Source organism: Amycolatopsis sp. NPDC043887 (assembly GCF_056435665.1).
Map to the genome: position 1 here is coordinate 147,650 of NZ_JBWKEB010000011.1, position 25,030 is coordinate 172,679.

22 protein-coding genes and 1 pseudogene are annotated in these 25,030 nt (G+C 67.9%); 14 read left to right on the forward strand and 9 right to left on the reverse strand.

The window, feature by feature from the left end; translation table 11 throughout:
• Window positions 1-34: 34 nt before the first annotated feature.
• The 3 genes from AC069H_RS28100 to AC069H_RS28110 form a co-directional block, all read right to left on the reverse strand.
• Window positions 35-256 (reverse strand): HypC/HybG/HupF family hydrogenase formation chaperone, encoded by a 222-nt coding sequence (locus tag AC069H_RS28100; protein WP_478227000.1) that lies wholly within the window; start codon window positions 254-256, stop codon window positions 35-37.
• Complete coding sequence (locus AC069H_RS28105) at window positions 253-870, reverse strand: D-sedoheptulose-7-phosphate isomerase (protein ID WP_478227118.1); 618 nt, start codon at window positions 868-870, stop codon at window positions 253-255. The genes AC069H_RS28100 and AC069H_RS28105 overlap by 4 nt, the downstream gene beginning before the upstream one ends.
• A gap of 371 nt (window positions 871-1,241) precedes the next feature.
• Window positions 1,242-1,799 (reverse strand): helix-turn-helix domain-containing protein, encoded by a 558-nt coding sequence (locus AC069H_RS28110; RefSeq protein WP_478227001.1) that lies wholly within the window; start codon window positions 1,797-1,799, stop codon window positions 1,242-1,244.
• A 290-nt stretch (window positions 1,800-2,089) separates the two neighbouring features.
• Here AC069H_RS28110 and AC069H_RS28115 point away from each other — a divergent pair, with 290 nt between their 5' ends.
• Genes AC069H_RS28115 through AC069H_RS28140 form a run of 6 tightly spaced genes read left to right on the forward strand, consistent with a single transcriptional unit; the run spans window position 2,090 to window position 7,314 of the window.
• A complete protein-coding gene (locus AC069H_RS28115) occupies window positions 2,090-3,166 on the forward strand; it encodes an NADH-quinone oxidoreductase subunit B family protein (RefSeq protein WP_478227002.1) in 1,077 nt (358 codons plus the stop codon).
• Between the two features lie 19 nt (window positions 3,167-3,185).
• Window positions 3,186-4,958 (forward strand): nickel-dependent hydrogenase large subunit, encoded by a 1,773-nt coding sequence (locus tag AC069H_RS28120; RefSeq protein WP_478234318.1) that lies wholly within the window; start codon window positions 3,186-3,188, stop codon window positions 4,956-4,958.
• 6 nt (window positions 4,959-4,964) lie between these two features.
• Entirely contained in the window at window positions 4,965-5,846 is an 882-nt protein-coding gene (locus AC069H_RS28125) for a NifU family protein (RefSeq protein ID WP_478227004.1), read from the forward strand.
• Entirely contained in the window at window positions 5,843-6,487 is a 645-nt protein-coding gene (locus AC069H_RS28130) for a DUF5947 family protein (protein ID WP_478234319.1), read from the forward strand. The genes AC069H_RS28125 and AC069H_RS28130 overlap by 4 nt, the downstream gene beginning before the upstream one ends.
• Before the next feature lie 3 nt (window positions 6,488-6,490).
• Entirely contained in the window at window positions 6,491-7,150 is a 660-nt protein-coding gene (locus AC069H_RS28135; RefSeq protein WP_478227006.1) for a DUF6084 family protein, read from the forward strand.
• Window positions 7,147-7,314, forward strand: coding sequence for a DUF6893 family small protein (locus AC069H_RS28140; RefSeq protein ID WP_478227007.1), 168 nt, complete (start codon window positions 7,147-7,149; stop codon window positions 7,312-7,314). Before AC069H_RS28135 ends, AC069H_RS28140 begins: the two co-directional genes overlap by 4 nt.
• On the opposite strand, the gene hypF is transcribed toward AC069H_RS28140, so the two are convergent.
• Window positions 7,301-9,595 carry a carbamoyltransferase HypF gene (gene hypF / locus AC069H_RS28145; protein WP_478234320.1) on the reverse strand — a complete coding sequence of 765 codons (2,295 nt, stop codon included), beginning with the start codon at window positions 9,593-9,595 and terminating at the stop codon, window positions 7,301-7,303. The two genes, AC069H_RS28140 and hypF, sit on opposite strands and share 14 nt — an antisense overlap.
• A 135-nt stretch (window positions 9,596-9,730) precedes the next feature.
• Window positions 9,731-10,699 (reverse strand): anti-sigma factor RsbA family regulatory protein, encoded by a 969-nt coding sequence (locus AC069H_RS28150; protein ID WP_478234321.1) that lies wholly within the window; start codon window positions 10,697-10,699, stop codon window positions 9,731-9,733.
• Window positions 10,700-11,384: 685 nt separating this feature from the next.
• Here AC069H_RS28150 and AC069H_RS28155 point away from each other — a divergent pair.
• Together AC069H_RS28155 and AC069H_RS28160 are read left to right on the forward strand one after the other, a co-directional pair.
• Window positions 11,385-12,407 carry an LLM class flavin-dependent oxidoreductase gene (locus tag AC069H_RS28155; protein WP_478234322.1) on the forward strand — a complete coding sequence of 341 codons (1,023 nt, stop codon included), beginning with the start codon at window positions 11,385-11,387 and terminating at the stop codon, window positions 12,405-12,407.
• 76 nt (window positions 12,408-12,483) lie between these two features.
• The gene (locus AC069H_RS28160; protein ID WP_478234323.1) at window positions 12,484-13,146 is read left to right on the forward strand and encodes a S1 family peptidase; all 663 of its coding nucleotides are present in this window, start codon (window positions 12,484-12,486) and stop codon (window positions 13,144-13,146) included.
• Window positions 13,147-13,352: 206 nt separating this feature from the next.
• On the opposite strand, the gene AC069H_RS28165 is transcribed toward AC069H_RS28160, so the two are convergent.
• Together AC069H_RS28165 and AC069H_RS28170 are read right to left on the reverse strand one after the other, a co-directional pair.
• Window positions 13,353-14,738 (reverse strand): DUF6351 family protein, encoded by a 1,386-nt coding sequence (locus AC069H_RS28165; RefSeq protein ID WP_478234324.1) that lies wholly within the window; start codon window positions 14,736-14,738, stop codon window positions 13,353-13,355.
• 61 nt (window positions 14,739-14,799) lie between these two features.
• Complete coding sequence (locus AC069H_RS28170) at window positions 14,800-15,144, reverse strand: hypothetical protein (protein WP_478234325.1); 345 nt, start codon at window positions 15,142-15,144, stop codon at window positions 14,800-14,802.
• A gap of 206 nt (window positions 15,145-15,350) precedes the next feature.
• Between AC069H_RS28170 and AC069H_RS28175 the strand changes: the two are divergent.
• The 6 genes and pseudogenes from AC069H_RS28175 to AC069H_RS28200 form a co-directional block, all read left to right on the forward strand.
• Window positions 15,351-15,832: pseudogene (locus AC069H_RS28175) on the forward strand (acyl-CoA dehydrogenase family protein); the annotation flags it as partial.
• 12 nt (window positions 15,833-15,844) lie between these two features.
• Window positions 15,845-16,402 carry an acyl-CoA dehydrogenase family protein gene (locus AC069H_RS28180; protein ID WP_478234410.1) on the forward strand — a complete coding sequence of 186 codons (558 nt, stop codon included), beginning with the start codon at window positions 15,845-15,847 and terminating at the stop codon, window positions 16,400-16,402.
• Complete coding sequence (locus tag AC069H_RS28185; RefSeq protein ID WP_478234326.1) at window positions 16,399-17,565, forward strand: CaiB/BaiF CoA transferase family protein; 1,167 nt, start codon at window positions 16,399-16,401, stop codon at window positions 17,563-17,565. Before AC069H_RS28180 ends, AC069H_RS28185 begins: the two co-directional genes overlap by 4 nt.
• A gap of 44 nt (window positions 17,566-17,609) precedes the next feature.
• Entirely contained in the window at window positions 17,610-18,449 is an 840-nt protein-coding gene (locus tag AC069H_RS28190; protein ID WP_478227016.1) for an LLM class F420-dependent oxidoreductase, read from the forward strand.
• 117 nt (window positions 18,450-18,566) lie between these two features.
• Window positions 18,567-20,213, forward strand: a complete 1,647-nt coding sequence (locus tag AC069H_RS28195) for a GMC family oxidoreductase (protein WP_478234327.1) — start codon at window positions 18,567-18,569, stop codon at window positions 20,211-20,213.
• Between the two features lie 171 nt (window positions 20,214-20,384).
• Entirely contained in the window at window positions 20,385-21,959 is a 1,575-nt protein-coding gene (locus tag AC069H_RS28200; RefSeq protein WP_478234328.1) for a succinic semialdehyde dehydrogenase, read from the forward strand.
• Here AC069H_RS28200 and AC069H_RS28205 read toward each other — a convergent pair.
• Window positions 21,956-23,236, reverse strand: a complete 1,281-nt coding sequence (locus tag AC069H_RS28205) for an MFS transporter (RefSeq protein ID WP_478227019.1) — start codon at window positions 23,234-23,236, stop codon at window positions 21,956-21,958. The genes AC069H_RS28200 and AC069H_RS28205 overlap by 4 nt on opposite strands.
• A complete protein-coding gene (locus AC069H_RS28210; RefSeq protein ID WP_478234329.1) occupies window positions 23,233-24,894 on the reverse strand; it encodes an amidohydrolase in 1,662 nt (553 codons plus the stop codon). Before AC069H_RS28210 ends, AC069H_RS28205 begins: the two co-directional genes overlap by 4 nt.
• Window positions 24,895-25,030 lie beyond the last annotated feature (136 nt).

Genomic DNA, 25,030 nt, shown 5'->3' on the forward strand with positions numbered 1-25,030 from the left:
GCGGGTGGCGGGGAGGCCGTATCGTCGGTCCGCTTCACCGGGTGCCCGTCGCCACGACCGCGATCGCCTCGCCGGCATGCACCAGGATGGTGTCACCGACCTCGGCGGTGACCAGCGCGACGCTCACTTGTTCTTCGCGGCCCGCGGCTGTGCGGACGATGGCGTAACGATCGTCCAGCAGACCGAGAACGGTGACGGAGACCGCGGAGTCGGAACAGGTCAAGCAGACGTCGTCACGGCATTCGGGGACGTTCACGCCGTCGTCTCCTTCTCGAGTACGCCAGGATGTTCGAAGAAGACGTGAACCAACTCCCACAGAATGTGGTACATCGTCACGTGTACTTCCTTGACCACCCTGGGGTCCGCTGACGCGGCGATCAGCACGTGGTCGGCGGCTCGGCGGGCCGCGATGGCACCACCGCGGTCACCGGTCAGCGCCACGGTCAACAGGCCCAGGTCGCGGGCCTGTTCGAGCCCGCGCACCACGTTGACGCAGTCGCCGTCGGTGGACAGACCGAGCGCGATGTCCAGAGGTTCCGCCAGGAACCGGATCTGATGCGCGAAGACTTCGGCCAGCCCTTCCCGGTTGGCGATCCCGGTGAGCGTGGCGACATCCGACGTCAGGGAGAGGGCGGGCAGGGCCCGTTTGCCGACTATGACGGGGTGCACGAACTCGACCGCGACATGCTGCGCGTCGGTGCTCGGGCCACCGTTGCCGAAGACCAGGAGCTTCCCGCCTCGCTGGAAGCGGGTCGCCATGCCGCGGCAGGTGCGCGCGATGTCCTCGGCATGTTCGGCGAGATCGTTCAAGGGCCGGATTCGGCGATCGGCCAATGCGTCGAGGACATCGGCACCGCCGGGACGCGACAATTCTGTCACGATCGAATTCCTTATGTGGTTTCAGGACAGGCAGTCGGTATATGTGGTGACGAACTCACCGGTGAGGTAGATGTACTTCGCGCCGAAGATCCATTCTTTCGAGACAGATATACGCCTTCGCCGTCCGCCACGCTGCTGAACGCGCGGTCGCGGTACCGATACGGACGCGCGATGATCCACGCCCCCGGAAATACGCGCAATCCCGGCGTCGGCCAATTCGCTCGGACACCTTTGTCCAGCGGGAACGAGGCACTAGTGTTCGCTGCCCGCGGTGATACGTCAATGGTGCATCTCGGTGACACGATTCACCGGATCGGGCACTTCCTCGGCCGGTCGATCTTGTAACGGCCGCGGTCGCCGGATCAGCTCAGCGGTGGCTGGCCGAAACGTTCTCGCAGACGGCGCAGGTCACGCATCCGCGGCTCGGTCTCGCCGCCCACCCATCGTCCGACGGTCTTCACCGAGACGCCGAGTTGCCGGGCCGCGGCCTCCTGCGTGAGCCCTTCCCTGCGCAGCACATCGGCCATCCACTCGGAGAAGGTCGCCGGCTGTCCGAAAGATGCCGCTTTCGCCTGTGGCGGCGGTATTGTGCCCTCCAGCTCGGCCACCTCGGCGAGAGTGGGCTCGCCCGGCTGCCCGGATTGCGAATGCAGGACGTCGACCTCGACGTGCTCCGGGAAGATCCGGAACGAGATCTGGATCGTGCCGGTCGGGCCCGCGGCGTCGAGCAGTGCGCGGAAGACCGTCTGGCCCACTTCGCGGTTGTCTTCGTCGGTGAGCGGCGACTCCGCGAGTGAATGACGGACGAATTCACGGATGTCGGGAATCGACGACGGACGGGCAGGGAAGACCTTGGAGAGCACCACGACCGGAAGCAGCTCAATGGGTGTCCTCAGGTCTGCGAAATCCGAAACTTCCACGTGTACCCCGCCCGTCTGCCGAGTTCGGACAGCCTACAGGGGCACGGGTACCCGTCAAAAGGTGGACGGGGCAGCCGGGTCGGACAGTTATGTCCGGCGGGGTACCGGGGGTGTCCTTGCTGCCGCATAAAGACGGGGCTACGGTGATACCGGCCGGAAACCGGAAGTCGATCTTTTCAAGGTCGTTATTACCTGCCGCTTCTCGGGTCGGCATGTCCGTCTTTCACCGTGTCCGCCGGTTGTTCGTCCATTCGAATGTGGTCGAACCGTTCGCAAGGAGGTAATCATCCATGACCACGGCCGACACGGCAGTGGGAATCCCGGATCCGGAGTCGGCAGGCGAGCCGGTCGTGCACATCCTCTGGATGAACGGCGGTCTCGGTTGTGACGGCGACTCCGTCGCGCTGACCGCCGCGACCCAGCCGAGCATCGAGGACATCATGCTCGGCGCGTTGCCCGGTCTCCCCAGGGTCGAGGTGCACTGGCCGCTGCTCGATTTCGAATCCGGTCCGGAAACGGGCGCCGACACGTTCATCGAGTGGTGGCACAAGGCCGACCGTGGCGAACTCGACCCCTTCGTGCTGGTCGTCGAGGGATCGATCCCGAACGAGGCGATCAAGACCGAGGGCTACTGGTGCGGGTTCGGCAACAACCCGGCGACCGGCCAGCCGATGACCACGAGCGAATGGCTGGATCGGCTGGCCCCCAAGGCTTTGGTGGTTCTCGCGGCGGGCACCTGCGCGACCTATGGCGGCATCCATGCGATGGCGGGCAACCCGACCGGCGCGATGGGTGTGCCGGACTACCTCGGATGGGAGTGGCGGTCCAAGGCGGGGATCCCGATCGTCTGCGTTCCTGGTTGCCCGACTCATCCGGACAACCTCTCGGAGACCATTCTCTACCTGCTGTTCCAGGCCGCCGGGCAGGCGCCGATGATCCCACTCGACGAGGCCTTGCGCCCGAAGTGGCTATTCGGCGCCACTGTCCACGAGGGCTGCGACAGGGCGGGTTACTACGAGCAGGGCGAATTCGCCACCGATTACGGCTCGTCGAAGTGCCTCGTGAAACTCGGCTGCTGGGGTCCGGTGGTCAAGTGCAACGTGCCCAAACGCGGCTGGATCAACGGCGTCGGCGGCTGCCCGAACGTCGGCGGCATCTGCATCGCCTGCACCATGCCCGGTTTCCCGGACAAGTTCATGCCGTTCATGGACGAACCGCCCGGGGCGAAGGTGTCCGCCGCGGCGACCACCGCCTACGGGACGGTGATCCGTGCCCTGCGCGGCTTCACGAAGAGGACGGCCGACGAGGAACCGAAATGGCGGCACAAGGGCGATTCACTGACGAGCGGCTACAAATCCAACTGGTGAACGGAGCGAGGACCCATCTATGGCAGACACGCGGAACCCCGGCTTGGTGGAGATGGCGTGGGATCCGATCACCCGGATCGTCGGCAGCCTCGGCATCTACACGAAGATCGACTTCGCGGAGAAGAAGGTCGTCGAGTGTCACAGCACCTCGTCGATCTTCCGGGGCTACAGCATCTTCATGAAGGGCAAGGATCCTCGCGACGCACATTTCATCACCAGCCGGATCTGCGGGATCTGCGGCGACAACCACGCCACCTGCTCGGTCTACACCCAGAACATGGCCTACGGCGTACGCCCGCCGCATCTCGGTGAATGGATCATCAACCTCGGCGAGGCCGCCGAGTACATGTTCGACCACAACATCTTCCAGGAGAACCTGGTCGGGGTGGACTACTGCGAGCGGATGGTCGCCGAGACCAACCCCGGCGTGCTGGAGCTGGCCAACCGCACCGAAGCGCCGCATGCCTCGGAACACGGGATGCGCACCATCGGCGACATCATGCGATCGTTGAACCCGCTCCAGGGCGATTTCTACCGGGAAGCGCTGCACGTCTCGCGGTACACCAGGGAGATGTTCTGCCTGATGGAGGGGCGGCACGTGCATCCGTCCACGCTGTATCCCGGCGGGGTCGGCACGGTGGCGACGGTGCAGTTGTTCACCGACTACCTGACCCGGCTGATGCGCTATGTCGAGTTCATGAAGAAGGTCGTGCCGATGCACGACGACCTGTTCGACTTCTTCTACGAGGCATTGCCCGGCTACGAGGAGGTCGGCAGGCGCCGCATCCTTCTCGGCTGCTGGGGCAGCCTCAACGATCCCGCCCATTGCGACTTCACCTACGAGAACATGGAGAGCTGGGGCCGGAAGATGTTCGTCACCCCGGGCGTCGTGGTGGACGGCAAGCTCGTCACCACCAGCCTTGTCGACATCAACCTCGGCATCCGCATCCTGCTCGGTCACTCGTTCTACGAGGACTGGGAGGACCAGGAGATGTTCGTCCGGCGCGACCCGCTCGGCAATCCGGTCGACCGGCGCCATCCGTGGAACCAGCACACCATCCCGCGGCCCGCCAAGCGCGACTTCGACGACAAGTATTCGTGGACCATGTCGCCGCGCTGGTTCGACGGCACCGATCACCTGGCACTGGACACCGGCGGCGGACCGCTCGCGAGGTTATGGGTGACCGCCCTCGCCGGACTGGTCGACACCGACTATGTCAAATCGACCGGACACAGCGTGCTGATCAATCTGCCGCGAACGTCGCTCAAACCCGCGGTGAGCTTCGAGTGGAAGATTCCACAGTGGAGCAACGCGCTGGAGCGCAACCGCGCGCGGAGCTACTTCCAGGCCTACGCGGCGGGCCTCGCCCTGCATTTCGCGGAGAAGGCACTGGCGGAGATCCGCGGCGGGAACACCAGCACCTGGGAGAAGTTCACCGTTCCCGACGAGGCGGCGAGCTGCGGGTTCACCGAAGCCGTGCGTGGCGCGCTCTCGCACCACATGGTGATCAAGGGCGGCAAGATCGCCAACTACCACCCGTATCCGCCGACACCGTGGAACGGCAGTGTGCGGGACACCTACGGCACCCCGGGCCCGTACGAGGACGCCGTGCAGAACACCCCGATCTTCGAGGAGAACCCGCCGGAGAATTTCAAGGGCATCGACATCATGCGAGCGGTGCGGAGCTTCGATCCGTGTCTGCCGTGTGGCGTGCACATGTCGGTCGGGACCGGCAAGGAGATCACGAAGTACCACACGCCCCACGCCTTCAACGCCGAATACCAGGAGTGAGACCGGATGTCGAAAACGGCCGACATCGTCGGTGAGCGGATGGAAAGCCTGCTTCGCGAGCTGCCGGAAGGCCGTGGCAAACAGATCACGGAAGAGCTGATCCGGCTGGTGGTCGGCATGTACGGCGAAGGGCTCGAGCGGGTCGCCGGGCTGCTGGCCGAGCACGACCGCGACACCCTCCTCCGGTTGGCCGACGACGATCTGGTCGGCAGCCTGCTGCTTCTGCACGACCTGCATCCGGTCGACGTCGACACCAGGATCCAGCGGGCGTTGGACCGGGTCAGGCCTTATCTCGGCTCGCATGCGGGCGGGGTCGAGTACCTCGGAGTCGACGGCGACGGGGTCGCCCGGCTCCGGCTGGAAGGCAACTGTCAGGGCTGCCCATCCTCGTCACTGACGGTCAAGATGGCGATCGAAGGGGCGATCGAGCAGGCCGCGCCCGAGGTCACCGGAGTGGAGGTCGACGGCGTCCCCACACCGGATCCGGACCCTGTCCCGGTGTTCCAGGTCGGCATGGGACCGCCCGATGGGTGGCACGCGCCCGAACCGTCCGGTGGCACCGTGAGCCCGGGCTGGAGCGCCCTGCCCGACCTCGGGCCGCCGGCCGGCCGTCCGGTGAGCGTGCCGGTCGAGGGGCTCACCGTGCTGGTCTGCTCGGTGCGTGGAACCCTCTACGCCTACCGAGATGCTTGCGCCGCCTGTGGATCTTCCCTCGGCGAGTCCACAATAGACGGAGAGGTGCTCAGCTGTGCGGGCTGTGGTGCGCGGTTCGACGTGCGGCTCGCCGGCAAGGGAGTCGACGACGGAGGGTTGCGTCTCGATCCATTGCCGCTGCTCTCGGACAGCGAAGGAGTACGGGTCGCGGTGCCGAAGGCGGTGCCGTCGTGACCCGGCGAGCCGGCCTGAGGCGCTTCGTCGGTCCCGCCGAGGTCGCACCGGCGTCGCCGCGTCCGTCGCATCCGGCCCAGGACGGTTGCGAGTTGTGCGCACGGCCTGCCGGGGAGTGGCACGGTCATGTCGTGGACACTGAGCATCGCTCGATCCTGTGCACCTGCCGTGCCTGTTTCCTCCTCTTCACCAGTCCGGAAGCAGGTGGCGGCAGATATCGGGCGGTGCCGGACCGCTATCTGCGCGACGACGAACGCCCGTTGACCAAAGCCGAATGGGAAGGCCTCGGGATCCCGGTGGGAGCGGCGTTCCTGCTACGCGGCGACAGTGGGACGACGGCGTTCTACCCCAGCCCGGCGGGCGCGACCGAATGCCTGCTGAACCTGGAGGCACTGGCCGAGCTGGCGGCGGCACATCCCTTGCTGGCCGCGGCCGAACCCGAGGTCGAGGCGATCCTGATCCGCGCCGCCGAGGATCAGGTCGAGACCTACCTCGTTCCGGTGGACGTCTGCTACCGCCTGGTCGGCACGGTGCGGATGTACTGGAAGGGCTTCGACGGCGGCCAGGAGGCGCACGAGCACATCGACGGATTCTTCGCGGGAGTCCACTCCGCCGCCCGGCGGTTCGGCGGGGAGGGATGAGCCGTGGCTGAGCTGGTCTTCGACTGTATCGGTGCCGAGCCCGAGCGCTACGGTGTCGTACCGAGCCTGACCCTGCGGCTGCGGATCACCGAGACCAGCGGCGAGCGGGTGGAAGCGATCGCGCTGCGCTGCCAGATCCGGATCGAACCGCACCGGCGGCGCTACTCGGCGGAGGAGGCCGAGCAGTTGCGCGACCTGTTCGGGGACACCGCCCGGTGGGCGGAGACGGTGAAGCCGATGCAGTTCATCACGGTGTCCGCCATGGTTCCGCGATTCACCGGGAACACGACGGTCGACCTGCCGGTGCCGGTCACTTACGACCTGGAGATCGCGTCGACCAAGTACTTCAACTCGGTCTCCGACGGCGTGATCCCGCTGCTGTTGCTGTTCAGCGGCACCATCTTCGGTATCAGTGACGGCCGGTTGTCGGTGCGGCAGGTGCCGTGGAGCAAGGAGGCGTCCTACGAACTGCCGGTGAAGGTCTGGCGGGAGACCGTCGACCTGCATTTTCCCGGCAGCGCTTGGCTGCGTATCGACAGGGAGACACTCGCGGCGTTGCAGCGCTACAAATCGCGGCACGCGCTGCCCACCTGGAACGACACGGTGGCCGCGTTGCTGGATGATGCCGCGTTCAGGCGCGAGGAACCACGGGAGGGGACATGAGAACGCTCACTGGGCTTCCGGAAGGCGAGAAGAAGGCGCCGGACCTGACTGTGTTCGGCTACATCTTCCTGGCGATACTGGCGATGACGGCCGTCGCGGCGCTCGTCGTCCTGGCGCTCTTCCTCCCGGACATCCGGCGGTACCTGGCCATCAGGAAGATGTGATCCCCGCGCGATCCCTCGCGGCGGCGACGGCGGCCTGACCGAGGCTGATACCGCCGTCGTTCGCCGGCACGCGGCTGTGGGTGAGGACCCGGAAACCGTTTTCGTGCAACAGGTCCACCGTCCGGTCGAGCAGAAGCAGGTTCTGGAAGACGCCGCCCGAGATGGCCACCGTGCCCACTCCTGTCCCGTCGCGCAGCGACACGCAGCAGCGTGCGACAACCTCGGCCATCCCGTTGTGGAACCGCGCGGCGACCACCGCCGGGGGAACACCCCGAAGCACGTCCTCGGCGACCGCCCGGACCAGGTCCGCTCCCGCGACCACCAGCGGACCCGCCCCGGACACGGTCACCGGGTAGGCATCGCGTTCGCCCGCGTCCGCCAGTTGTTCCAGTTCGATCGCGGCCTGCCCCTCATAGTGGACGGTGTCGCGGATACCGAGCACGGCCGATACCGCGTCGAACAGCCTCCCCGCGCTGGAGGTCAGTGGAGACGCCACCCGGCGTCTGGCGAGTTCGGTCACGGTGGCCCACGTGGTGGCGTTGCGGACCGAAACGGCCAAGTCCGTCGGCGGGCAGCCGTCGAAGGCCCGATCGAGGTATGCCGCGGCCATCCGCCACGGCTGCCTGATCGCCGTCGTACCCCCGGGCATGGGCACCGGCGCCAGGTGGCCGACCCTGGTGTAGGTCGTCAGATCGGCGAGCAGGAATTCCCCGCCCCAGATCGTGCCGTCGTCCCCGAAACCGGTGCCGTCGAAGGCGACGCCGAGAACCGGCCCCTCTTCGCCGTTGTCGGTGAGGCACGACGCGATGTGCGCGTGGTGATGCTGCACCCCGACGAGTTCGACGCCGGAGCGCTCGGCCAGCTCCGAAGCGTGTTTGGTGGAGAGGTATTCCGGGTGCAGGTCGTGCGCGACCAGTGCGGGATCGATGTCGAACAACCGTCTTAAGTGGACTATTCCTTCCGTGAACGACCGTAGCGTCTCGAAGTTCTCCAGATCACCGATGTGCTGGGAGATGACCGCGTACCGATCTTTGACCAGGCAGAAGGTGTTCTTCAATTCCGCCCCGCAGGCGAGCAGGGGCCGTGGCGCGGCCGACGGCAACGTCACGGGTTCCGGCACGAATCCACGAGAGCGCCGCAGCACCGATTCCCGGCCGCGCCATGGCCGCACCACGGAGTCGTCGGTGCGGATATGGATCGGCCGGTCGTGGGTCAGGAACGCGTCGGCGATCCCGCCGAGCCGGTCGAAGGCGTCGGCGTCGGTGTAGGCGATCGGCTCGTCGGAGACGTTGCCGCTGGTGAGCACGATCGGAGCGGCGACCGCCGCGAGCAGGAGATGGTGCGGCGGGGAATAGGGGAGAAGGAGACCGAGCTGCCGGGTCCCCGGCGCGACCGCGGCCGCGACCGGCGCGTCTTCGAGCCGGGGAAGGAGCACGATCGGGCGCCGCCTGCTCGTGAGCGACTCGCACCCGGCGGAGTCCACCTCGCACAAGATCCTCGCGGTGTCCACATCGGCCACCATCACGGCGAAAGGCTTGTCCTCACGGTGTTTGCGCTTCCGCAGAAGGGCGGTGGCCTGCTCGTCCGCCGCGAGGACGGCCAGGTGATGGCCGCCGATCCCTTTGATCGCCAGCACTCGGCCTTCCCGAAGGAGCGCGGCCGCCTCCGCGATCGGGTCGCCGGCGCCCTCGCGCCCGGTCGTGTCCCGCAGCCGCAACCGCGGGCCGCAGTCCGCGCAGCACGTCGGCTGCGCGTGGAAGCGGCGATCCGCCGGGTCGTGATACTCCGCGGCGCAAACGGTGCACAGTCCGAAAGCCGCCATCGTGGTCAGGGGCCGGTCGTAGGGCACGTCGCGCACAATGGTGAAGCGCGGGCCGCAGTTGGTGCAGTTGATGAAGGGATAGCCGAAGCGGCGGTCGCCGGCGTCGCGCAGTTCGCGGAGGCAGTCGTCGCAGACGGCGCTGTCCGCGGCGACGAGTGCTCGCTTGCCTCCACCGGGGTCACTGGGCACGATGCTGAATCCACGGCCGTCTTTCGATTTCGTCTCCACCGAGGTCACCCGTTCGACCGCGGCGAGCGGGGGAGCGTCACGGCGCAGGGCGAGCAGGAACGCCTCGATGTCCGCGACCGGCCCCTCCACCTCGACGAACACTCCGTCGACGTCGTTGCCGACGTGGCCGGCCAGGCCGAGCCGGGTGGCGAGACCGTGGACGAAGGGCCGGAAACCGACCCCTTGCACGATCCCTTCGATCCGCACGGCACGCCGTGTTCGCGTTTCCACGCGGATCAGTGTTCACCCCGATCGGTCAAGGCGCAGCCGTCTTCACCCGGGTGCCTCACCGCCGTCGCGAAGACGGTGTCCTCTCCGGTCCGGGCGGCACCGGACAGAACTGTCCGTCGAACGGGACACGAATGGTCAGCCTTGGACGCCCCAGCCTTCGCTCCCGGCCCCGGCCTGGCTTCTCCGTACCTGTCCCGGCATGGCCAGTTCGATGGTGCAGCCGCCGGGGTCAGAGCTGACGTCGAGCCACTCGCACACCTGTTCGGCCATCCGCAGGTTGTTGTCCAGCCGATTCGTGTCCAGGTGCCCTGAGCCAGGAAATCGCTGGAGGTGGAGCGGCCGGTCACAGCGCATCGTGCACACCACGCGGCCCGCGACGGGACGCACCCACACGGTCGCCCGGTCGATGCCGTGGTTGAGCAGGCTGGCGAGCACCGCGCCGACGGCGACGTCGAACATCGCCGAAGTGCTCTCCGTGCTCAGTATCGGGGTGGCCTTCTCCAGTACGTACCGCCGCACGGACACCAGATCCCCGGCGAACCTGAACATGTCGGCGGTGCGGCCCGGTGACGTCTCGCCCTGGGTGAACTCCTCCGGCACCATGAACTGCGCGGACGGCTTCGCTCTGCGCCCCACCACGCATTCCGGATGGACCCGGTGGGCTTCCTCGACTATGCCCGCTTCGACACCCCTGGTGTCGTAGGGGCAGATCATCCAGATCTCGGTGTCGGCCAGTGACATGGTGAGTTTTGCCTCCATCCGTAACCACGCGGCTACTTCTCGTCGGGACCGGCCTGCCCACGCCGGCTCGGCGATGATGCGTACCGGGCCTGGGGGCGTGTCGGACCGGTGGCGTGTCCAGTGATCGCGGAGTGCCTCGGCCCAGTGCGACGGCCGGCGGTCGAAGGCCGACGTCTCGGCGCACTCGATCCGGTCGGCGTCGACGCCGAGCGCGGCCCGCAGCAGGCCAAGGTTGCCCGCGGTCGTGACGGCCAGCACCGGCTGTCCCCGGCGTAGCCCGTCCTCGGCGAAAGGCATGGCCATGGTGAGGAACTCCGCATCGCTGCCGTAAATGCAGCCCTGGTGCCGAAAAGGTGTCTTCATCGGGGCCCCCTTTCGTGGCTGGTCGGCCCACCCCGCGGCCCGCCCGGAACGGTGGGCGTACGAGCGAGTGGGCATGAGGTGGCTTTCGAACGTTGATCGCATTGGTGTCGTCCTCGGTCGGCCTTTCGGGGACGAACGGAGACTACCCAGGTAGAAGTAATCGAATATGACATTGGAATCGATTTCACCCGTTCGGCCGCCTTGGTCGAATCCGGGTGACCGAATTCGACGTCATTGACTGGGTCGTGCCGGGGGTGGCCCAATTATGTCCGCTGTGTCCGGGGGTGGTCAAAGGCGTCGAGACAGCGTTGTTTGTCGCGCTGGACCTTGGGAAACCCGGTTCTTCCCATCGCGGTGGATGGCTGCGACCCAGTTGTGTCCGGTGGTGGGAATTGTCGTGGACACTTCTGTTCGGTGGAATCGACTCGGGCGTGGTCTCTTTTGTCCGGCGTAGCCGGCGCTGTCGAATATCGCTTTTGCGCGGCTCAAGGGAAATGCTGGACGCCGCGCGAAACCAACGGACCGGAACATCACCGCGGTGGTGGCGGTCACGACACCTCTGCCTCACCCCGTCGGTTCGCGGCGAGTCACTTCGGCAGGTGTGCCGAACGCTCCTGACCCGGACGGACGGTGCGCGCACCCCTGGCGGGGAATCAAACCCGGTCATCGGGCGGTTACACGTGCTGTGAAGAAGATTGGTTTCCTGTCCTTCGGTCACTGGTCGCCGAGCGCGCACTCCGAGACGCGGTCCGCCGCCGACTTCCTGCATCAGTCGATCGACCTGGCGGTCGCGGCCGAGGAGCTCGGCGTGGACGGCGCGTACTTCCGGGTGCACCACTTCGCGCGGCAGGCGGGCAGTCCGTTCCCGTTGCTGTCGGCGATCGGCGCCCGGACGTCGAAGATCGAGATCGGTACCGGCGTGATCGACATGCGCTACGAGAACCCGATGTACATGGCCGAGGAAGCCGGCGCCGCCGACCTCATCTCCCGCGGCAGGCTCCAGCTCGGGGTCAGCCGGGGATCCCCGGAGCAGGTCATCGACGGCTGGCGGTACTTCGGGTACGGCCCCGCGGAGGGGCAGACCGCCGCGGACATGGCCCGGCAGCGCACCGAGGTCTTCCTCAAGCTGCTCGACGGCGAGGGGTTCGCGCAGCCGAACCCGCGCCCCATGTTCGCCAATCCGCCGGGGTTGCTCCGGCTCGAGCCGTACTCGGAGGGGTTGCGCGAGCGGATCTGGTGGGGTTCCAGCTCGAACGCGACCGCGGTGTGGGCGGCGGAGCAGGGCATGAACCTGCAGAGTTCCACGCTCAAGGACGACGAGACGGGGGAGCCGCTGCACGTCCAGCAGCGCAAGCAGATCGAGGCCTACCGCAAAGCCTGGAGGGAGGCCGGTCACTCGCGTGAGCCGCGGGTGTCGGTCAGCCGCAGCATCTTCGCGTTGACCAACGACCTGGACCGGGCGTACTTCGGCCGCGACCGGAACTCGCGGGATCAGGTCGGCATGATCGACGAGACGACCAGGGCGATCTTCGGGCGGTCGTACGCCGCCGAGCCGGACGAGCTGGTGCGGGCGCTCAAGGAGGACGAGGCGATCGAGGCCGCGGACACCCTGCTGCTGACCATCCCGAACCAGCTCGGGGTCGAGTACAACGCGCACGTGCTGGAGAGCATCCTCACCCACGTGGCACCGGAGCTCGGCTGGCGCTGAGAATGCGCGATTCGGCGGATGGGACGGGGCGTCCCGCTCGTTACGATCGAGACATCCCCGGCCATCGGAGGGTCCCGTGAGACTGCCCCGATCCCTGTCCTTCCTGGTCCTGGCCTTCGGCCTGGCACTGCCGTCGACCGCGCAAGCGAGCGCTCCCGCCCCGCTCGGCGGCGGGAGCGTGTTGCAGAGCAGCGCCGTGACGCGCTGTACGGCCGGGTTCGCCGCCGTCGCGGGCAAGGTCGGTTACCTGATCGCGAGTTCGGCATGCGGCAAGCCCGGCGACACCATCCGCAGCGCCGGCCGCGTGGTCGGGGTGGTCGCGGCGGCCCAGGTACCGCCGACCGGCGCGATCGTCATCCGGGTGACCAACACGACCGACTGGCGGCTGGTGGGCTCGATCCCGCCCACCGACGGCCGGGTCACGATCACCGGGTCGGTCGAGGCCCCGGTCGGCGCGTCGGTGTGCAAGTACGGCGCGGCCACCGGCTGGCGGTGCGGCACCGTCCAGGCGAAGAACGTGTCGATCACCTTCCCGGAGGGAACGCTGACCGGTTTGACCCGCACTTCTGTCTGCGCGGAGCCGGGGGAAAACGGCGGGCCGTTCGTCAGCGGGACGCAGGCGCAGGGCGTGCTGATCGGTGGCAGCGGCAACTGCTCGAGCGGCGGCTCCAGCTACTTCTTCCCGGTCAACCGGGTCCTGTCGGCCTACGGGCTGACGATCCTCGCTGGGCCCTATTGAGGGGTAAGGCAAATGTGGCGTGTCGCGCAAGCCACTTTCGCGACGTCAGCTGAAGTGATCGACCCAGGTGGCGGTGAAGGCCTCCTTGCCTACCCTGACGGTAGGGAAGGGGCCCTTCGCTACGCCGTCGACGTGGCTTTCGCGACACGATCGAAGGCGGCCATGAGCGGACCGCCCACCGCACCCGACACGTTTGCCTTACTCCCTCAATAGAACGGCAGCGCCCTCGGATACGGGGGAGGAGAATGCCGCGCGAACGCCGGCGTGGTCGTCACCCGGGTTTCACGGACGATGTCGAAGATCGTCTGGTGTTCCGGCGCGAGCGTGCCTGCCTCGTAGTTCAGCGTGGCAGGGGCGGTCGACGGCCAGTGTCCGCGGTCCAGCCGCCGCTCCAGGGTGCGCAGAGCGGTGATTTCCTCGGAAGCGGTGAACACACAGTGACCGGCCCGGTTCACGAACAGCTGCCGGAGCTCGTCCTGGTCACCTAGCCGTGAGACTCGTTCGGCGTAGGCGCGTTCGTGCGCCGCGGGTGCGGTGCCGTCCGCGACGGTGTGCATGGTCAGCACCGGGACCGGCGTGCGACCCAGCGGCAGCCCGAATCGGGCCAGATGGGTGACCGCGGCCGGATCAGGAGTGACTCGGGGCGCCTTCGCCAACCGGTCGAGGTCGGCGCCGAGGTCGAGCCCCGCCTCCGTATAGGCTCGTTCCACCAGCGTCCGCTCGCCGGACTTCGCCAGGATCCGCCGGTAGTCGACGCCCACGTTCCAGCTCGGGTTGCCGCTCGCCCGCTGTTCCAGTGCGACCCTGTCGACGCCGAACGCGCCGGCGCGGTAGTAGCGATCCCATACCCCCTGCCAGAAAACCTGACCCGCGACGTCCGGTGGGCGGGGCTGCGTGGCGTCCAGCCAGCCTGGGATCTCGGCCAGCGCGTTCGCCAGCGCGAGCCGCGCCCTGCCTCCCGGGTTCGCGGTGGCGGCCTGCACCACGTCGACGAATCTGCCCACGTTGGCCGCGGGATCGGTGATCCGCACCAGTTGCAGCCGTGCGTCGAGCAGGGTGTTCAGGGCGTACCCGAGATCGAGCGACGAGTTCCAGTGCGCGGCCCCGCCGGCGAGGTTGCCGCAGAAGGTCATCAGGCCGTCGAACCGGCGCGGGTTCCGCTCGGCGAGCAGGGTCGCGGTGATCGCGCCCACCGATTCGCCCGCCGCGATGGTTCGTCGCGGCGGGCCGATCGTGCGGGTGAACCAGTCGTGCAACCGGGTCTGGTCGGTCAGCGCCTCCTCGATCGACCAGCCGCGCACGGACCGGTACTGGGACGCGGCCAGCGCGTATCCCCGCGCCAGCAGGAAAGACTCGGTCGCGGGCTGTGACGTCAGCGCGATCCGATCGGGTTCCGGATATGCCAGGGAGTACATCCCGTGACTCCACAGCATGAGCGTGCCGTTCCAGTTTTCCGGCACCAGCACCAGATAGCGTGCGCCTTCGAGTTCGCCCTCGTACCTGGTGACCGGGCCGTCGGCCGAGGCGCCGGGCACCACCAGCCCCAGAAAGATCGTGAGCAGGGCCAGGAAAACCAGTCCACGTCGTGCCACGACGACCACCCCCGCGCCTCATCTTTCGCCGCGCGGAGTGTGGTGTCGAGGTCCGCTCGGCCTAACTGAAGAGGACCGAGCGCAGGAGAAGTCTGTCCGAGCCTCGACCGCCGTTGGGGCGAAGCGAGAAGTAGGAATCGCTCTTGCAGTCGTCGTCCAAAAACACCACCGCTGTCGAGTCGGTGTCGTTGCGCGGGCGGAACGCGTCGACGTCCCAGTCGGCTATTTCGGGAATCTCTATACATTCGCCGCTCGGCGGGTCCACCAGAGTGCCGATCTGGAGCTCTTCGTTTTCGTCGTAGTAGCGGTAGGTGAATTCGCCTTCGGCCGCGGAGGCCACGGCGGGGATCGTGAAGCACAAGGCGACGGCACTGGTCATGGCGAGGAAGGCGGTACGTGTACGCATGGTTCGACGTTAGGTCGGTGATCAACATCTCCGGTAGGTCTCGCGGTGAGGTCCACCCGAGGGTGTGGACCGAACCCGGACGGTGATCGATAGTGAGGGGCATGTACACCGGCAACCCCGACGTCCCCGACGACGTGTTCGCGGACGTTCTCGGCCAGATCAAGGATTTCGTGCGCACCAGGGTGATGCCCCGCGAGCTGGAGATCATGAACACGGACGCCATCCCGGCCGATCTGCGGGCGCAGGCCGCGGAGATGGGGTTGTTCGGGTACGCGATCCCCAGGAGTGGGGCGGGCTCGGTCTCGACCTGGTCCAGGATGTCGAGGTCGCGATGGCGCTGGGGTACACGTCATTGGCGTTGCGGTCGGTGTTCGGGACGAACAACGGGATCGCAGGGCAGGTGCTGGTCGGGTTCGGCACCCGGGAACAGCAGGCCCGGTGGTTGCCGGGGATCGCGTCAGGTGAGGTCGTCGCGTCGTTCGCGCTCACCGAGCCCGGCGCGGGGTCGAATCCGGCCGGGTTGCGGACCAGCGCGAAGCCGGACGGTGACGGCTGGGTGATCGACGGCGGCAAGCAGTTCATCACCAACGCCACCGAGGCGGGCCTGTTCGTGGTTTTCGCGCGTACGGGCACCGGCATCGCGGTGTTCCTCGTGCCGGCGGACGCGCCAGGCATCACGGTCGGCGCGAAAGACGCGAAGATGGGGCAGGAGGGTTCCCGTACCGCGGACGTGACGTTCTCGCAGGTCCATGTCGGACCCGACGCGTTGGTCGGCGGCGACGGCGATGGCGGCTACAAGGCGGCGATGACGTCGTTGGCGCGCGGCCGGATCCACATGGCGGGCCTCGCCGTCGGAACGGCGCAGCGGGCGTTGGACGAGTCGGTCGCGTACGCCGCGACGGCGACCCAGGGCGGCACGCCGATCGGGGATTTCCAGCTGGTGCAGGCGATGCTGGCCGATCAGCAGACCGGTGTGCTCGCCGGTCGCGCGCTCGCCCGTGAGGCGGCGCGGGCGTATGTGACGGGGGAGGACCGGCGGATCGCGCCGTCGGCGGCGAAGCTGTTCTGCACCGAGATGGCGGGCAAGGCCGCGGATCTCGCGGTGCAAGTGCACGGCGGAAGCGGCTATATGCGTGAGGTCGCGGTCGAACGGATCTACCGAGACGTCCGGCTGATGCGGCTGTACGAGGGCACGAGCGAGATCCAGCGGCTGATCATCGGCGGTGGGCTGGTGCGGGCCGAGAAGAAGAAAGCATGACGCGGCCACTCGACGGGGTCACCGTCGTCGCCGTCGAACAGGCCGTGGCCGCACCGCTGGCCACCCGCAACCTCGCCGACCTCGGCGCGCGGGTGATCAAGGTCGAACGCGTCGACGGCGGGGATTTCGCCCGCGCCTACGACCACGCCGTGCACGGCAGCGGCGCGCATTTCGTCTGGCTCAACCGGGGCAAGGAATCACTCGCCGTCGACCTCAAGACCGACGAGGGCCGTGACGTCGTCCGGCGGCTGGTCGCGAAGGCCGACGTGTTCGTCCAGAACCTCGCGCCCGGCGCGGCGGAGCGGCTCGGTTTCGGCGATCTGCGGGCGGAACACCCCGAGTTGGTCGTGGTGAACCTGTCCGGGTTCGGCGCGGGCGGGCCGATGGAGCGGCGCAAGGCCTACGACATGCTGATCCAGGCCGAGGCGGGGCTCATCGCGATCACCGGCACCCCGGACGCGCCGGCGAAGACCGGGATCCCGACCGCCGACATCGCCTCGGGCATGTACTGCGCGCAGGCGGTGCTGGCGGCGTTGCTGCGCCGCTGGCGGACCGGCGAGGGCGCGACGATCGAGGTCTCGATGCTGGAAGCCACCGTCGAATGGATGGGATACGCGCTCAACACCCGGATGTACGCCGGAACCGAGCCCGAGCGGATGGGCCTGAGCCACAGCTCGATCGCGCCGTACGACGCCTTTCCCACGCGCGACGGCCAGATGCTCATCGGCGTCCAGAACGACACCGGCTGGCGAACGCTCGTCACCGATGTCCTCGACGCGCCCGAACTCGCCGACGACCCGCGCTTCACCACGAACGTGCGGCGGGTGGCTCACCGCGAGGAGTGCGACGCCGCTGTCGCCGCAAGGACATCGCTGTGGACCAACAACGAACTCGACGAACGGCTCGCCGCCGCCGGGGTTCCCGCCGCGCAGCTCAAGGACGTCGGCCAGGTCGCCGACCATCCCCAGCTGCGGGCGCGCGATCGCTGGCGCGAGGTCGGCACTGAATTCGCCAGGGTCGACGCGTTGCTGCCGCCGGTGACGTTCGACGATTTCGAGGCGTGCATGGGCGACGTCCCGGCCTTGGGAGAGCACACGCACGCGTTGCTCGTCGAGTCCGGAGTGGACGCCGAAGACTACCTTCGCCGCGGCATCGCCCGCTGATTTTCGGAAGCGACTGGAGGAACTCCAGGTTTACGATCAAGATCATGCGATTCGCCATCAAAACTTCGCCGCAGGACACCGTTTGGTCCGACATGCTCGCCGTCTGGCAGGCCGCCGACGAGATCGAACTTTTCGAATCCGGCTGGACCTTCGATCACTTCTATCCCATTTTCTCGGATTCGACCGGTCCGTGCCTGGAAGGGTGGGTGACGCTCACCGCGCTCGCGCAGGCCACGAAACGGCTCCGTCTGGGCACGCTGGTCAGCGGGATCCACTACCGCCACCCGGCGCTCCTCGCGAACATGGCCGCGACACTGGACATCGTTTCCGGTGGACGGCTGGAGATCGGCGTCGGCGCGGGCTGGAACGAAGAGGAATCCGGCGCGTACGGCATGGAACTGGGCACCATCAAGGAGCGCAGTGACCGGTTCGAGGAGGCCTGCGAGGTCCTCGTCGGCCTGCTGACCCAGGAGACCACCACCTTCCAGGGTGAGCACTACCAGCTGACCGACGCCCGCTGTGAACCGAAGGGCGTGCAGAAACCGCATCCGCCGATCTGTATCGGTGGCAGCGGCGAGAAGCGCACCCTGCGCACGGCCGCGAAGTACGCCCAGCACTGGAACTTCGTCGGTGGCACGCCGGAGGAGTTCGCGCACAAGCGCGAGGTGCTGCACCGGCACTGCGCGGACATCGGCCGGGATCCGAAGGAGATCACCTTGTCCTCGCACGTGCGCCTTGGCACGGACGGTGACTACGCGAAGGTGGCCGCGGAGGCCGAAGCCCTCGGTGAGGTGGGGCTCGACCTGGCGATCATCTACCTGCCGCCGCCGCACACGCCCGCCGTGCTGGAGCCGCTCGCGAAGGTGCTCGAGCCGCTGCGCTGAGGTCTCGAAGGCCGGCCGGGGAGCGACGGCCCGTTGCGGAACCGGCCGGTCTCGCTATACGGTGACAGAACTAGAACAGGTTACAGTTCTGCACGGTGGGCTGACCGAGGAGCGGACATGGCGAACAGGGCTGCGCGCGGCGACGAGGCCGACTACGTGGTCGTCGGATCGGGCAGCTCGGGCGCCGCGATCGCGGGTAGGCTGGCGGAGGCCGGGGCCAGCGTGATCGTGCTCGAGGCGGGCAAAACCGACGAGAAGATGCTCGTCAAGAAGCCGGGGCTGGTCGGCCCGATGCACGCGGTGCCCCAGCTCAAGAAGCCCTTCGACTGGGGCTACTACTCGGTGCCGCAGAAACACGTTCTCGATCGCCGGATGCCGGTGCCGCGCGGCAAGGTGGTCGGCGGCTCCAGCTCCATCAACGGGATGGTCTACGTGCGCGGCAACCGCGCCAACTTCGACTCCTGGGCCGCCGAAGGCAACAAGGGCTGGGACGCCGACAGCGTCAACGCCGCGTACAAGCGGATGGAGGACTTCGAGGACGGAGAGAGCGAGTTCCGCGGTGCGGGCGGGCCGATCCGGGTCACCCGCAACAAGACCCCGCAGGAGGGCACGCTCCAGTTCCTCCAGGCGACCGCCGACGCGATCGGCTGCGACATCCTCGACGACTACAACGCGAAGTCCCAAGAGGGCGTCAGCCGGATGCAGCAGAACGCCGCCGACGGCCTGCGCTACAGCGCCTCGCGCGGCTACATCCACCATCTCGCGCCCGCCACGCTGCAGGTCCAGTCCGGGGTGCTGGCGAAGAAGGTGGTCATCGAGAACGGCCGTGCCGTCGGCGTCGAGGTCGTCGACGCGAACGGGGGACAGCGCATCCTGCGCGCGGGCAAGGAGGTCATCCTTTCGGCCGGCTTCGTCGGATCCGCGCAGCTGCTGATGCTGTCCGGGATCGGCCACGCCGAACACCTGAAGGAACACGGCATCGACGTCGTCGCGGACCTGCCGGTCGGCGACAACCTGCACGACCACATGTTCCACGCGCTGACCTTCCGCGCGTCGTCGAGCAAGAACAGGGGCACGCCGCCGTACTTCGCGCGCGGTCTCGTCAGTGAACTGATGCGGCCCGGCACGACGTTCCTGGCGAACTCGGTCTTCGAGGCGGTCGCCTTCCTCAAGACCTCCCAGGCCGCCGAGGTCCCGGACCTCCAGCTGCATCTCCTGCCGTGGGCGTACGTGACGCCGAATCAGGACGCGCCGATCCGGCACGACGTCGACAAACGACCCGCGCTCACCGTGCTCACGACGCTGATCTACCCGAGGAGCCGCGGCACGCTGCGCCTCGCTTCGGCCGATCCCACGGCGGCGCCGCTCATCGACCCGCAGTACCTGTCCGACCCGGCCGATCTCGAGGTGCTCGGCGAAGGCTCGGAGATGGTCCGCGAGATCTTCGCGTCGAAGGCGTTCAACGGCTCGATCAAGGAGGAGCTGCACCCGGGCAAAGCACTGCGGGGACAGGAACTGCGCGACGCGATCCTGAACCGCGCGACCTCGGTCTACCACGGCGTCGGCACCTGCCGGATGGGCGTGGACGAACTCGCGGTCGTGAGTCCCGACCTCAAGGTTCGCGGTGTCGAGGGCCTGCGGGTCTGCGACGCCTCGATCATGCCGTCGATCACCGGTGGCAACACCAACGCGCCCGCCATCATGATCGGCGAGATGGGCGCGAAGCTTGTCTTGTCGGGGACGGATGGCGGAGCTGAGGGATGACCGAGAAGGGACCAGACGCGTGAACCCGCCCGGCCGAAGGCCCCGCTATCGCGGTGGCAGGGCGCCTTGTACGCGCACCGGTACGTGCTTCGCCGGCGAGCGCACTGCCGACGTCGATCGCGGACGCCGGGTTCACCACCAGATATTCCGACAACTGACGGAAAGAGGGCCATGACCGTCACACCGCTCGCGCTCACCCGTCCGGCGTCGGTGACCGACGCGTTCCTCCAACGGCTCGTCGCCCGCGTGCCGGGCTCGTCCGGCGCCACCTGGAAACTCACCGAGGTCTACACCGGCGACGTGCTCGTCGAGCTGCCCCAGTCGACCCCCGCCGACATCGAGCAGGCGTTCACCACGGCACGCGCCGCGCAGGAGAAGTGGGCCGCCACCCCGCTCAAGCAGCGGCTGGAGGTGTTCAAACGGGCGCACACGCTCTTCGTCGACAACGCGCCGGCCGTCACCGACCTCATCCAGGTCGAGAGCGGCAAGAACCGCCGGATGGCGATCGAGGAGACCTGCGATCCGGCGATGGTGATGAGCCATTACCTCACGCGGGCCGCCAAACTGCTGGCGCCGGCGAAACGCGGGGGACCGGTCCCGTTCCTGACGACGTCGACCGAGATCAGGCAGCCCAAGGGCGTGGTCGGGATCATCGCGCCGTGGAACTTCCCGTTCGCCACCGGCATTTCCGACGCCGTCCCGGCGCTGATGGCCGGGAACGCGGTGGTGCTGAAGCCCGACAACAAGACGGCGCTCTCCCCGCTCTACGGCGTCGAGCTGCTGGAGCAGGCCGGGCTGCCGAAGGGGCTGTTCCAGGTGGTGTGCGGCGAGGGCCCGGACGTCGGCCCCACGCTCATCGGCGAGGCGAACTACGTGATGTTCACCGGTTCCACCGCCACCGGCCGGGTGATCGGCGAACAGGCCGGCCGCAACCTCATCGGCTGCTGCCTCGAACTCGGCGGCAAGAACCCGATGATCGTGCTCGAAGACGCCGATCTGGACGAGACCGTGCAGGGCGCGATCTTCGGCGCTTTCGGCAACACCGGGCAGATCTGCATGCACATCGAGCGGATCTACCTGCCGGAGTCCCGCTACGAGGAGTTCAAGAACGCGTACGTGGCCAAGACCAAGGCTCTCGACGTCCGCGCCGCGTACGACTTCGGGCCGGACATGGGCTCGCTCGTGTCCGTCGACCACATGAGCCGGGTCAAGTCCCACGTCGACGACGCCGTCGCCAAGGGGGCGACCGTCCTTTGTGGAGGAAAGCCGCGGCCCGATCTCGGCCCGGCGTTCTTCGAGCCGACGATCCTCGAAGGCGTCACGAAGGACATGCTCTGCGGCGTCACCGAAACCTTCGGACCCGTTGTCGCACTGCACAAGTACCGCACGGTCGACGAAGCCGTCGCGCTCGCCAACGACACCGAGTACGGCCTCAACGCCTCCGTCTGGGGCGGTGACCTCGGTGCCGCGCGTGCCGTGGCCGCGCGGATCGAGTCCGGCAACGTCAACATCAACGACATCCTGGCCACCGCGTACGCCTCGAAGGGGACGCCGTCCGGCGGAGTCAAGAACTCCGGCGTCGGCGCCCGCCACGGGGACCAGGGTCTGCTCAAGTACACCGACGTGAAGAACGTCGCGGTGCTCAAGAAGCAGGTCATGGGTCCCCGCGGCGGCCAGACCTACGAGAAGTACGTCGAAGGGATGCTCTCCGGGCTGAAACTCATGCGGCGTCTGCGCATCCGCTAAACCTCGTCGGTGTGCTGCGGCGCGGCCAGCACACAGGCGATGCTCAGCACGCACATCCCGATCAGCAGGCCGATCGCCGGCCAGACACTGCCGGTCGCCTGGAACAGCAGCGTCGACACCAACGGCGAGAGGCCGCCGAACAGGGCGCCCGCGAGCTGATAGGACAGCGAGATGCTGGTGTAGCGCGCCCGCGGGCGGAACATCTGCGACAGGATGGCGGCGATCGGGCTGTAGGTCGCCGTCATCGCCAGGCGCATCGCCACGAACGCCGCGATGATCAGCACCGCGTTCTTGGTCGAGAGCACCAGGAACTGCGGCGCCGCGAGCACGGCGACCCCGACGAGGCCGATGACGACCACCCGCACCCGGCCGAAGCGATCGCCGAGCCAGGCCGCGCCGAAGCTCACGGCCAGTTCCACGAAGGCCGCGATGGTGAGCGCGTTGAGCACCAGCGATTCGGAGACGCCGACGGCCGGATCGGTCGCGTACGCCGTCGCGAAGGTGGTGACGAGGTAGTAGCCGCCGACCGCGACGGGCAGCACGCAGATGCCCAGCAGGATCGGCTTCCAGTTCGTCCGCACCGCGTACAGGATGGGCACGCCGGTTTCTTCGACGGTTTCCTCGAAGACCGGTGATTCCTCGACTTTCAGCCGCACGATGAGGCCGACGCCGATGAGCAGGACGGACGCGAAGAAGGGGATCCGCCAGCCCCAGGTGGCGAGCCATTCCGTGCCGCCGGTGCTCAGCAGGCTGAACAGGCCGGTTGCCAGCAACGCGCCCGCGGGGTTGCCCGCCTGCGCGAAGGCGCCGTAGAACGTCTTCTTGTCCGGTGGCGCGTGTTCGACGGCCATGAGCACGGCGCCGCCCCACTCGCCGCCGACGGCGAGCCCTTGGATGAACCTGAGCACCACGAGCAGAATCGGCGCCCACGTGCCGATCTGGCCGTAGCCGGGCAGGCAGCCGACCAGGAAGGTCGCCACGCCCATCATGGTCAACGTGACCACGAGCGCGGTCTTGCGGCCGACCCGGTCACCGACGTGCCCGAACACGATGCCGCCGAGCGGCCGCGCGAAGAACCCGACGGCGTACGTCGCGAAGGCCGCCGCGACGCCGGTCAGCCGGTCGCCGGTCGCGGGGAAGAACACGGTGCCGAAGACGAGGCTCGCGGCCGTGGCGTAGATGTAGAAGTCGTACCACTCGATCGTGGTGCCGACGAAGGCCGCGAGCCCAGCCCGGCGGGCACGGCGGAGTGACTGTGTGTCGGTTCGGACGGTCATCGGGCCACCTCGCCGTCGATCCAGGTTTCCAGCACGCCGATGCCCGCGATCCGGCTCGGGTCGCAGGTCAGGGGATTCTCGTCCAGCAGCACGAAATCCGCGCGTTTTCCGGGGGTGATCGAGCCGAGGTCGCGTTCCCGGCCGAGCACCCGGGCGCCGGCGATCGTATGCGCGGCGACGGCCGACCGGACGTCGATCAGCAGGTCGTCCCCGCCGAGCCGGTGGCCGCGGCGGGTCGTCCTGGTCACCGCGGTCTGGATGGCTTCGAGCGGATTCGGTTCCGCGACCGGGGCGTCCGAGCTCAGCGTGACCGGCACGCCCGCGGCCTGGAACTCGCCGAGGGGATTGAACCGCTCGCCGGGGGTGCCGACGGCGTCGGTGACGCCTTCGCCCCAGTTGTAGTAGTGCTGGGGCTGGTTGACCGGGTGGACGCCGAGCGCGGCCATCCGCTTGATCTGCTCCGGGGACGGCAGCCCGCAATGCTCGATGCGGTGCCGGGCATCGGGCCGGGGATTCCGCTGCTGCGCGTCCTCGATGGCGTCGAGCACCATCGCGATCGCATCCGGGGACTGGGCGTGGGTCGCGGTCTGGAGCCCGGCCTCGTGAGCCTTGTCGATGAGCGCGGAGTAGTCCTTCGGGTCGTGGTAGAGCTGCCCCGTGCGGCACGGATCGCCGACGTAGCCGTCCGGGAAGTACGCGGTCCAGCCGCCGAGCGTGCCGTCGGCGTAGAACTTGATCCCCGCGAAAGCGAGGCGAGTGGTGCCGAAAGCGCCGTGCAGTCCCATTTCCAGGGCCTGGTCGAGCAGATGGGACAGCAGGTACATGTGGACGCGCGTCTTGAGCAGGCCGGCTTCGTCCAGTCGTAGGTACATGTCGAACTCGCGGCGTGTGACCTGGGCGTCGCCGATCGCGGTCACTCCGGCGGCGAGGAACTTCTCCTGCGCGGCGGCCAGCTGCCGCGCGTGCTCCTCCGGCTCGTCCTCGAGGTGGAAGTTCGGCCCGTGCCGCCCGACCTTCACCCCGGTGACCCCGGTCAGGATGTTGCACGCGGCGTCCGAGAGCTCCCCGGTGAGTTCGCCGTGCTCGTCACGGAAGAACACCCCGCCGTCGGGATCCGGGGTGTCCCGGGTGACGCCGTTGCGCCGCAACGTGAAGCTGTTCACCACACCGCCGTGCCCGCTGGCGTTCATGAGGTAGACCTCGCGATCGTCGGCGACGGCGTCGAGTTCTTCCTTGCGGGGATGGCGTTTCTCGGCGAGGTTGCGGTGCTCGTAGCCGTAACCTCGGACGGGCCTTCCCGCCGGGGTGTTCTCGGCCGCCTCACGCAGCAGCGCGACGATGGCGGGGATGGTCGACGCGCGCTCGGGACCGCAGTCGACCCAGGTCATCATCTGCCCGTACATCAAGGGATGCGCGTGCGGATCGACGAATCCCGGCAGGAGCGTGCCCGGCAGCCGTCGCACCTCCGGATCGGGACGGCCGAGGCTCGCCGCGCGGGCACGGCAGTCGTCCAGGGAACCGACCGCGGCGATCTCCTCGCCGAACACGAGGACCGCTTCCGCGCCTTCGGTGGCGTCGTCGACGGTCACCAGCTCATCGGGACGCAGGATCGTCGCTCGCGCGTCGAGGACTGAACGATCGAGGGGCAACAGGCGCATCGGGCGGACTCCTGGGGTTTTCGACGGTGAAGTGGGGCGAAGGTAAGCGACGAAAACCGTCAGCGCAATCAGATCGGTCGTGTACGGATAGTGTTCACGATCGATCTGCACGCGATCATGAACACAACGTGCAATC

Excerpts from the sequence above, each read along its gene's own strand:
- AC069H_RS28190 (WP_478227016.1), top strand. The coding sequence starts at position 17,610 with ATGCGATTCGCCATCAAAACTTCGCCGCAGGACACCGTTTGGTCCGAC.
- AC069H_RS28125 (WP_478227004.1), top strand. The coding sequence starts at position 4,965 with ATGTCGAAAACGGCCGACATCGTCGGTGAGCGGATGGAAAGCCTGCTT.
- AC069H_RS28170 (WP_478234325.1), bottom strand. The coding sequence starts at position 15,144 with ATGCGTACACGTACCGCCTTCCTCGCCATGACCAGTGCCGTCGCCTTG.
- AC069H_RS28185 (WP_478234326.1), top strand. The coding sequence starts at position 16,399 with ATGACGCGGCCACTCGACGGGGTCACCGTCGTCGCCGTCGAACAGGCC.
- AC069H_RS28195 (WP_478234327.1), top strand. The coding sequence starts at position 18,567 with ATGGCGAACAGGGCTGCGCGCGGCGACGAGGCCGACTACGTGGTCGTC.
- AC069H_RS28200 (WP_478234328.1), top strand. The coding sequence starts at position 20,385 with ATGACCGTCACACCGCTCGCGCTCACCCGTCCGGCGTCGGTGACCGAC.
- AC069H_RS28150 (WP_478234321.1), bottom strand. The coding sequence starts at position 10,699 with ATGAAGACACCTTTTCGGCACCAGGGCTGCATTTACGGCAGCGATGCG.
- AC069H_RS28120 (WP_478234318.1), top strand. The coding sequence starts at position 3,186 with ATGGCAGACACGCGGAACCCCGGCTTGGTGGAGATGGCGTGGGATCCG.
- AC069H_RS28210 (WP_478234329.1), bottom strand. The coding sequence starts at position 24,894 with ATGCGCCTGTTGCCCCTCGATCGTTCAGTCCTCGACGCGCGAGCGACG.
- AC069H_RS28205 (WP_478227019.1), bottom strand. The coding sequence starts at position 23,236 with ATGACCGTCCGAACCGACACACAGTCACTCCGCCGTGCCCGCCGGGCT.
- AC069H_RS28115 (WP_478227002.1), top strand. The coding sequence starts at position 2,090 with ATGACCACGGCCGACACGGCAGTGGGAATCCCGGATCCGGAGTCGGCA.
- AC069H_RS28140 (WP_478227007.1), top strand. The coding sequence starts at position 7,147 with ATGAGAACGCTCACTGGGCTTCCGGAAGGCGAGAAGAAGGCGCCGGAC.
- AC069H_RS28180 (WP_478234410.1), top strand. The coding sequence starts at position 15,845 with ATGGGGCAGGAGGGTTCCCGTACCGCGGACGTGACGTTCTCGCAGGTC.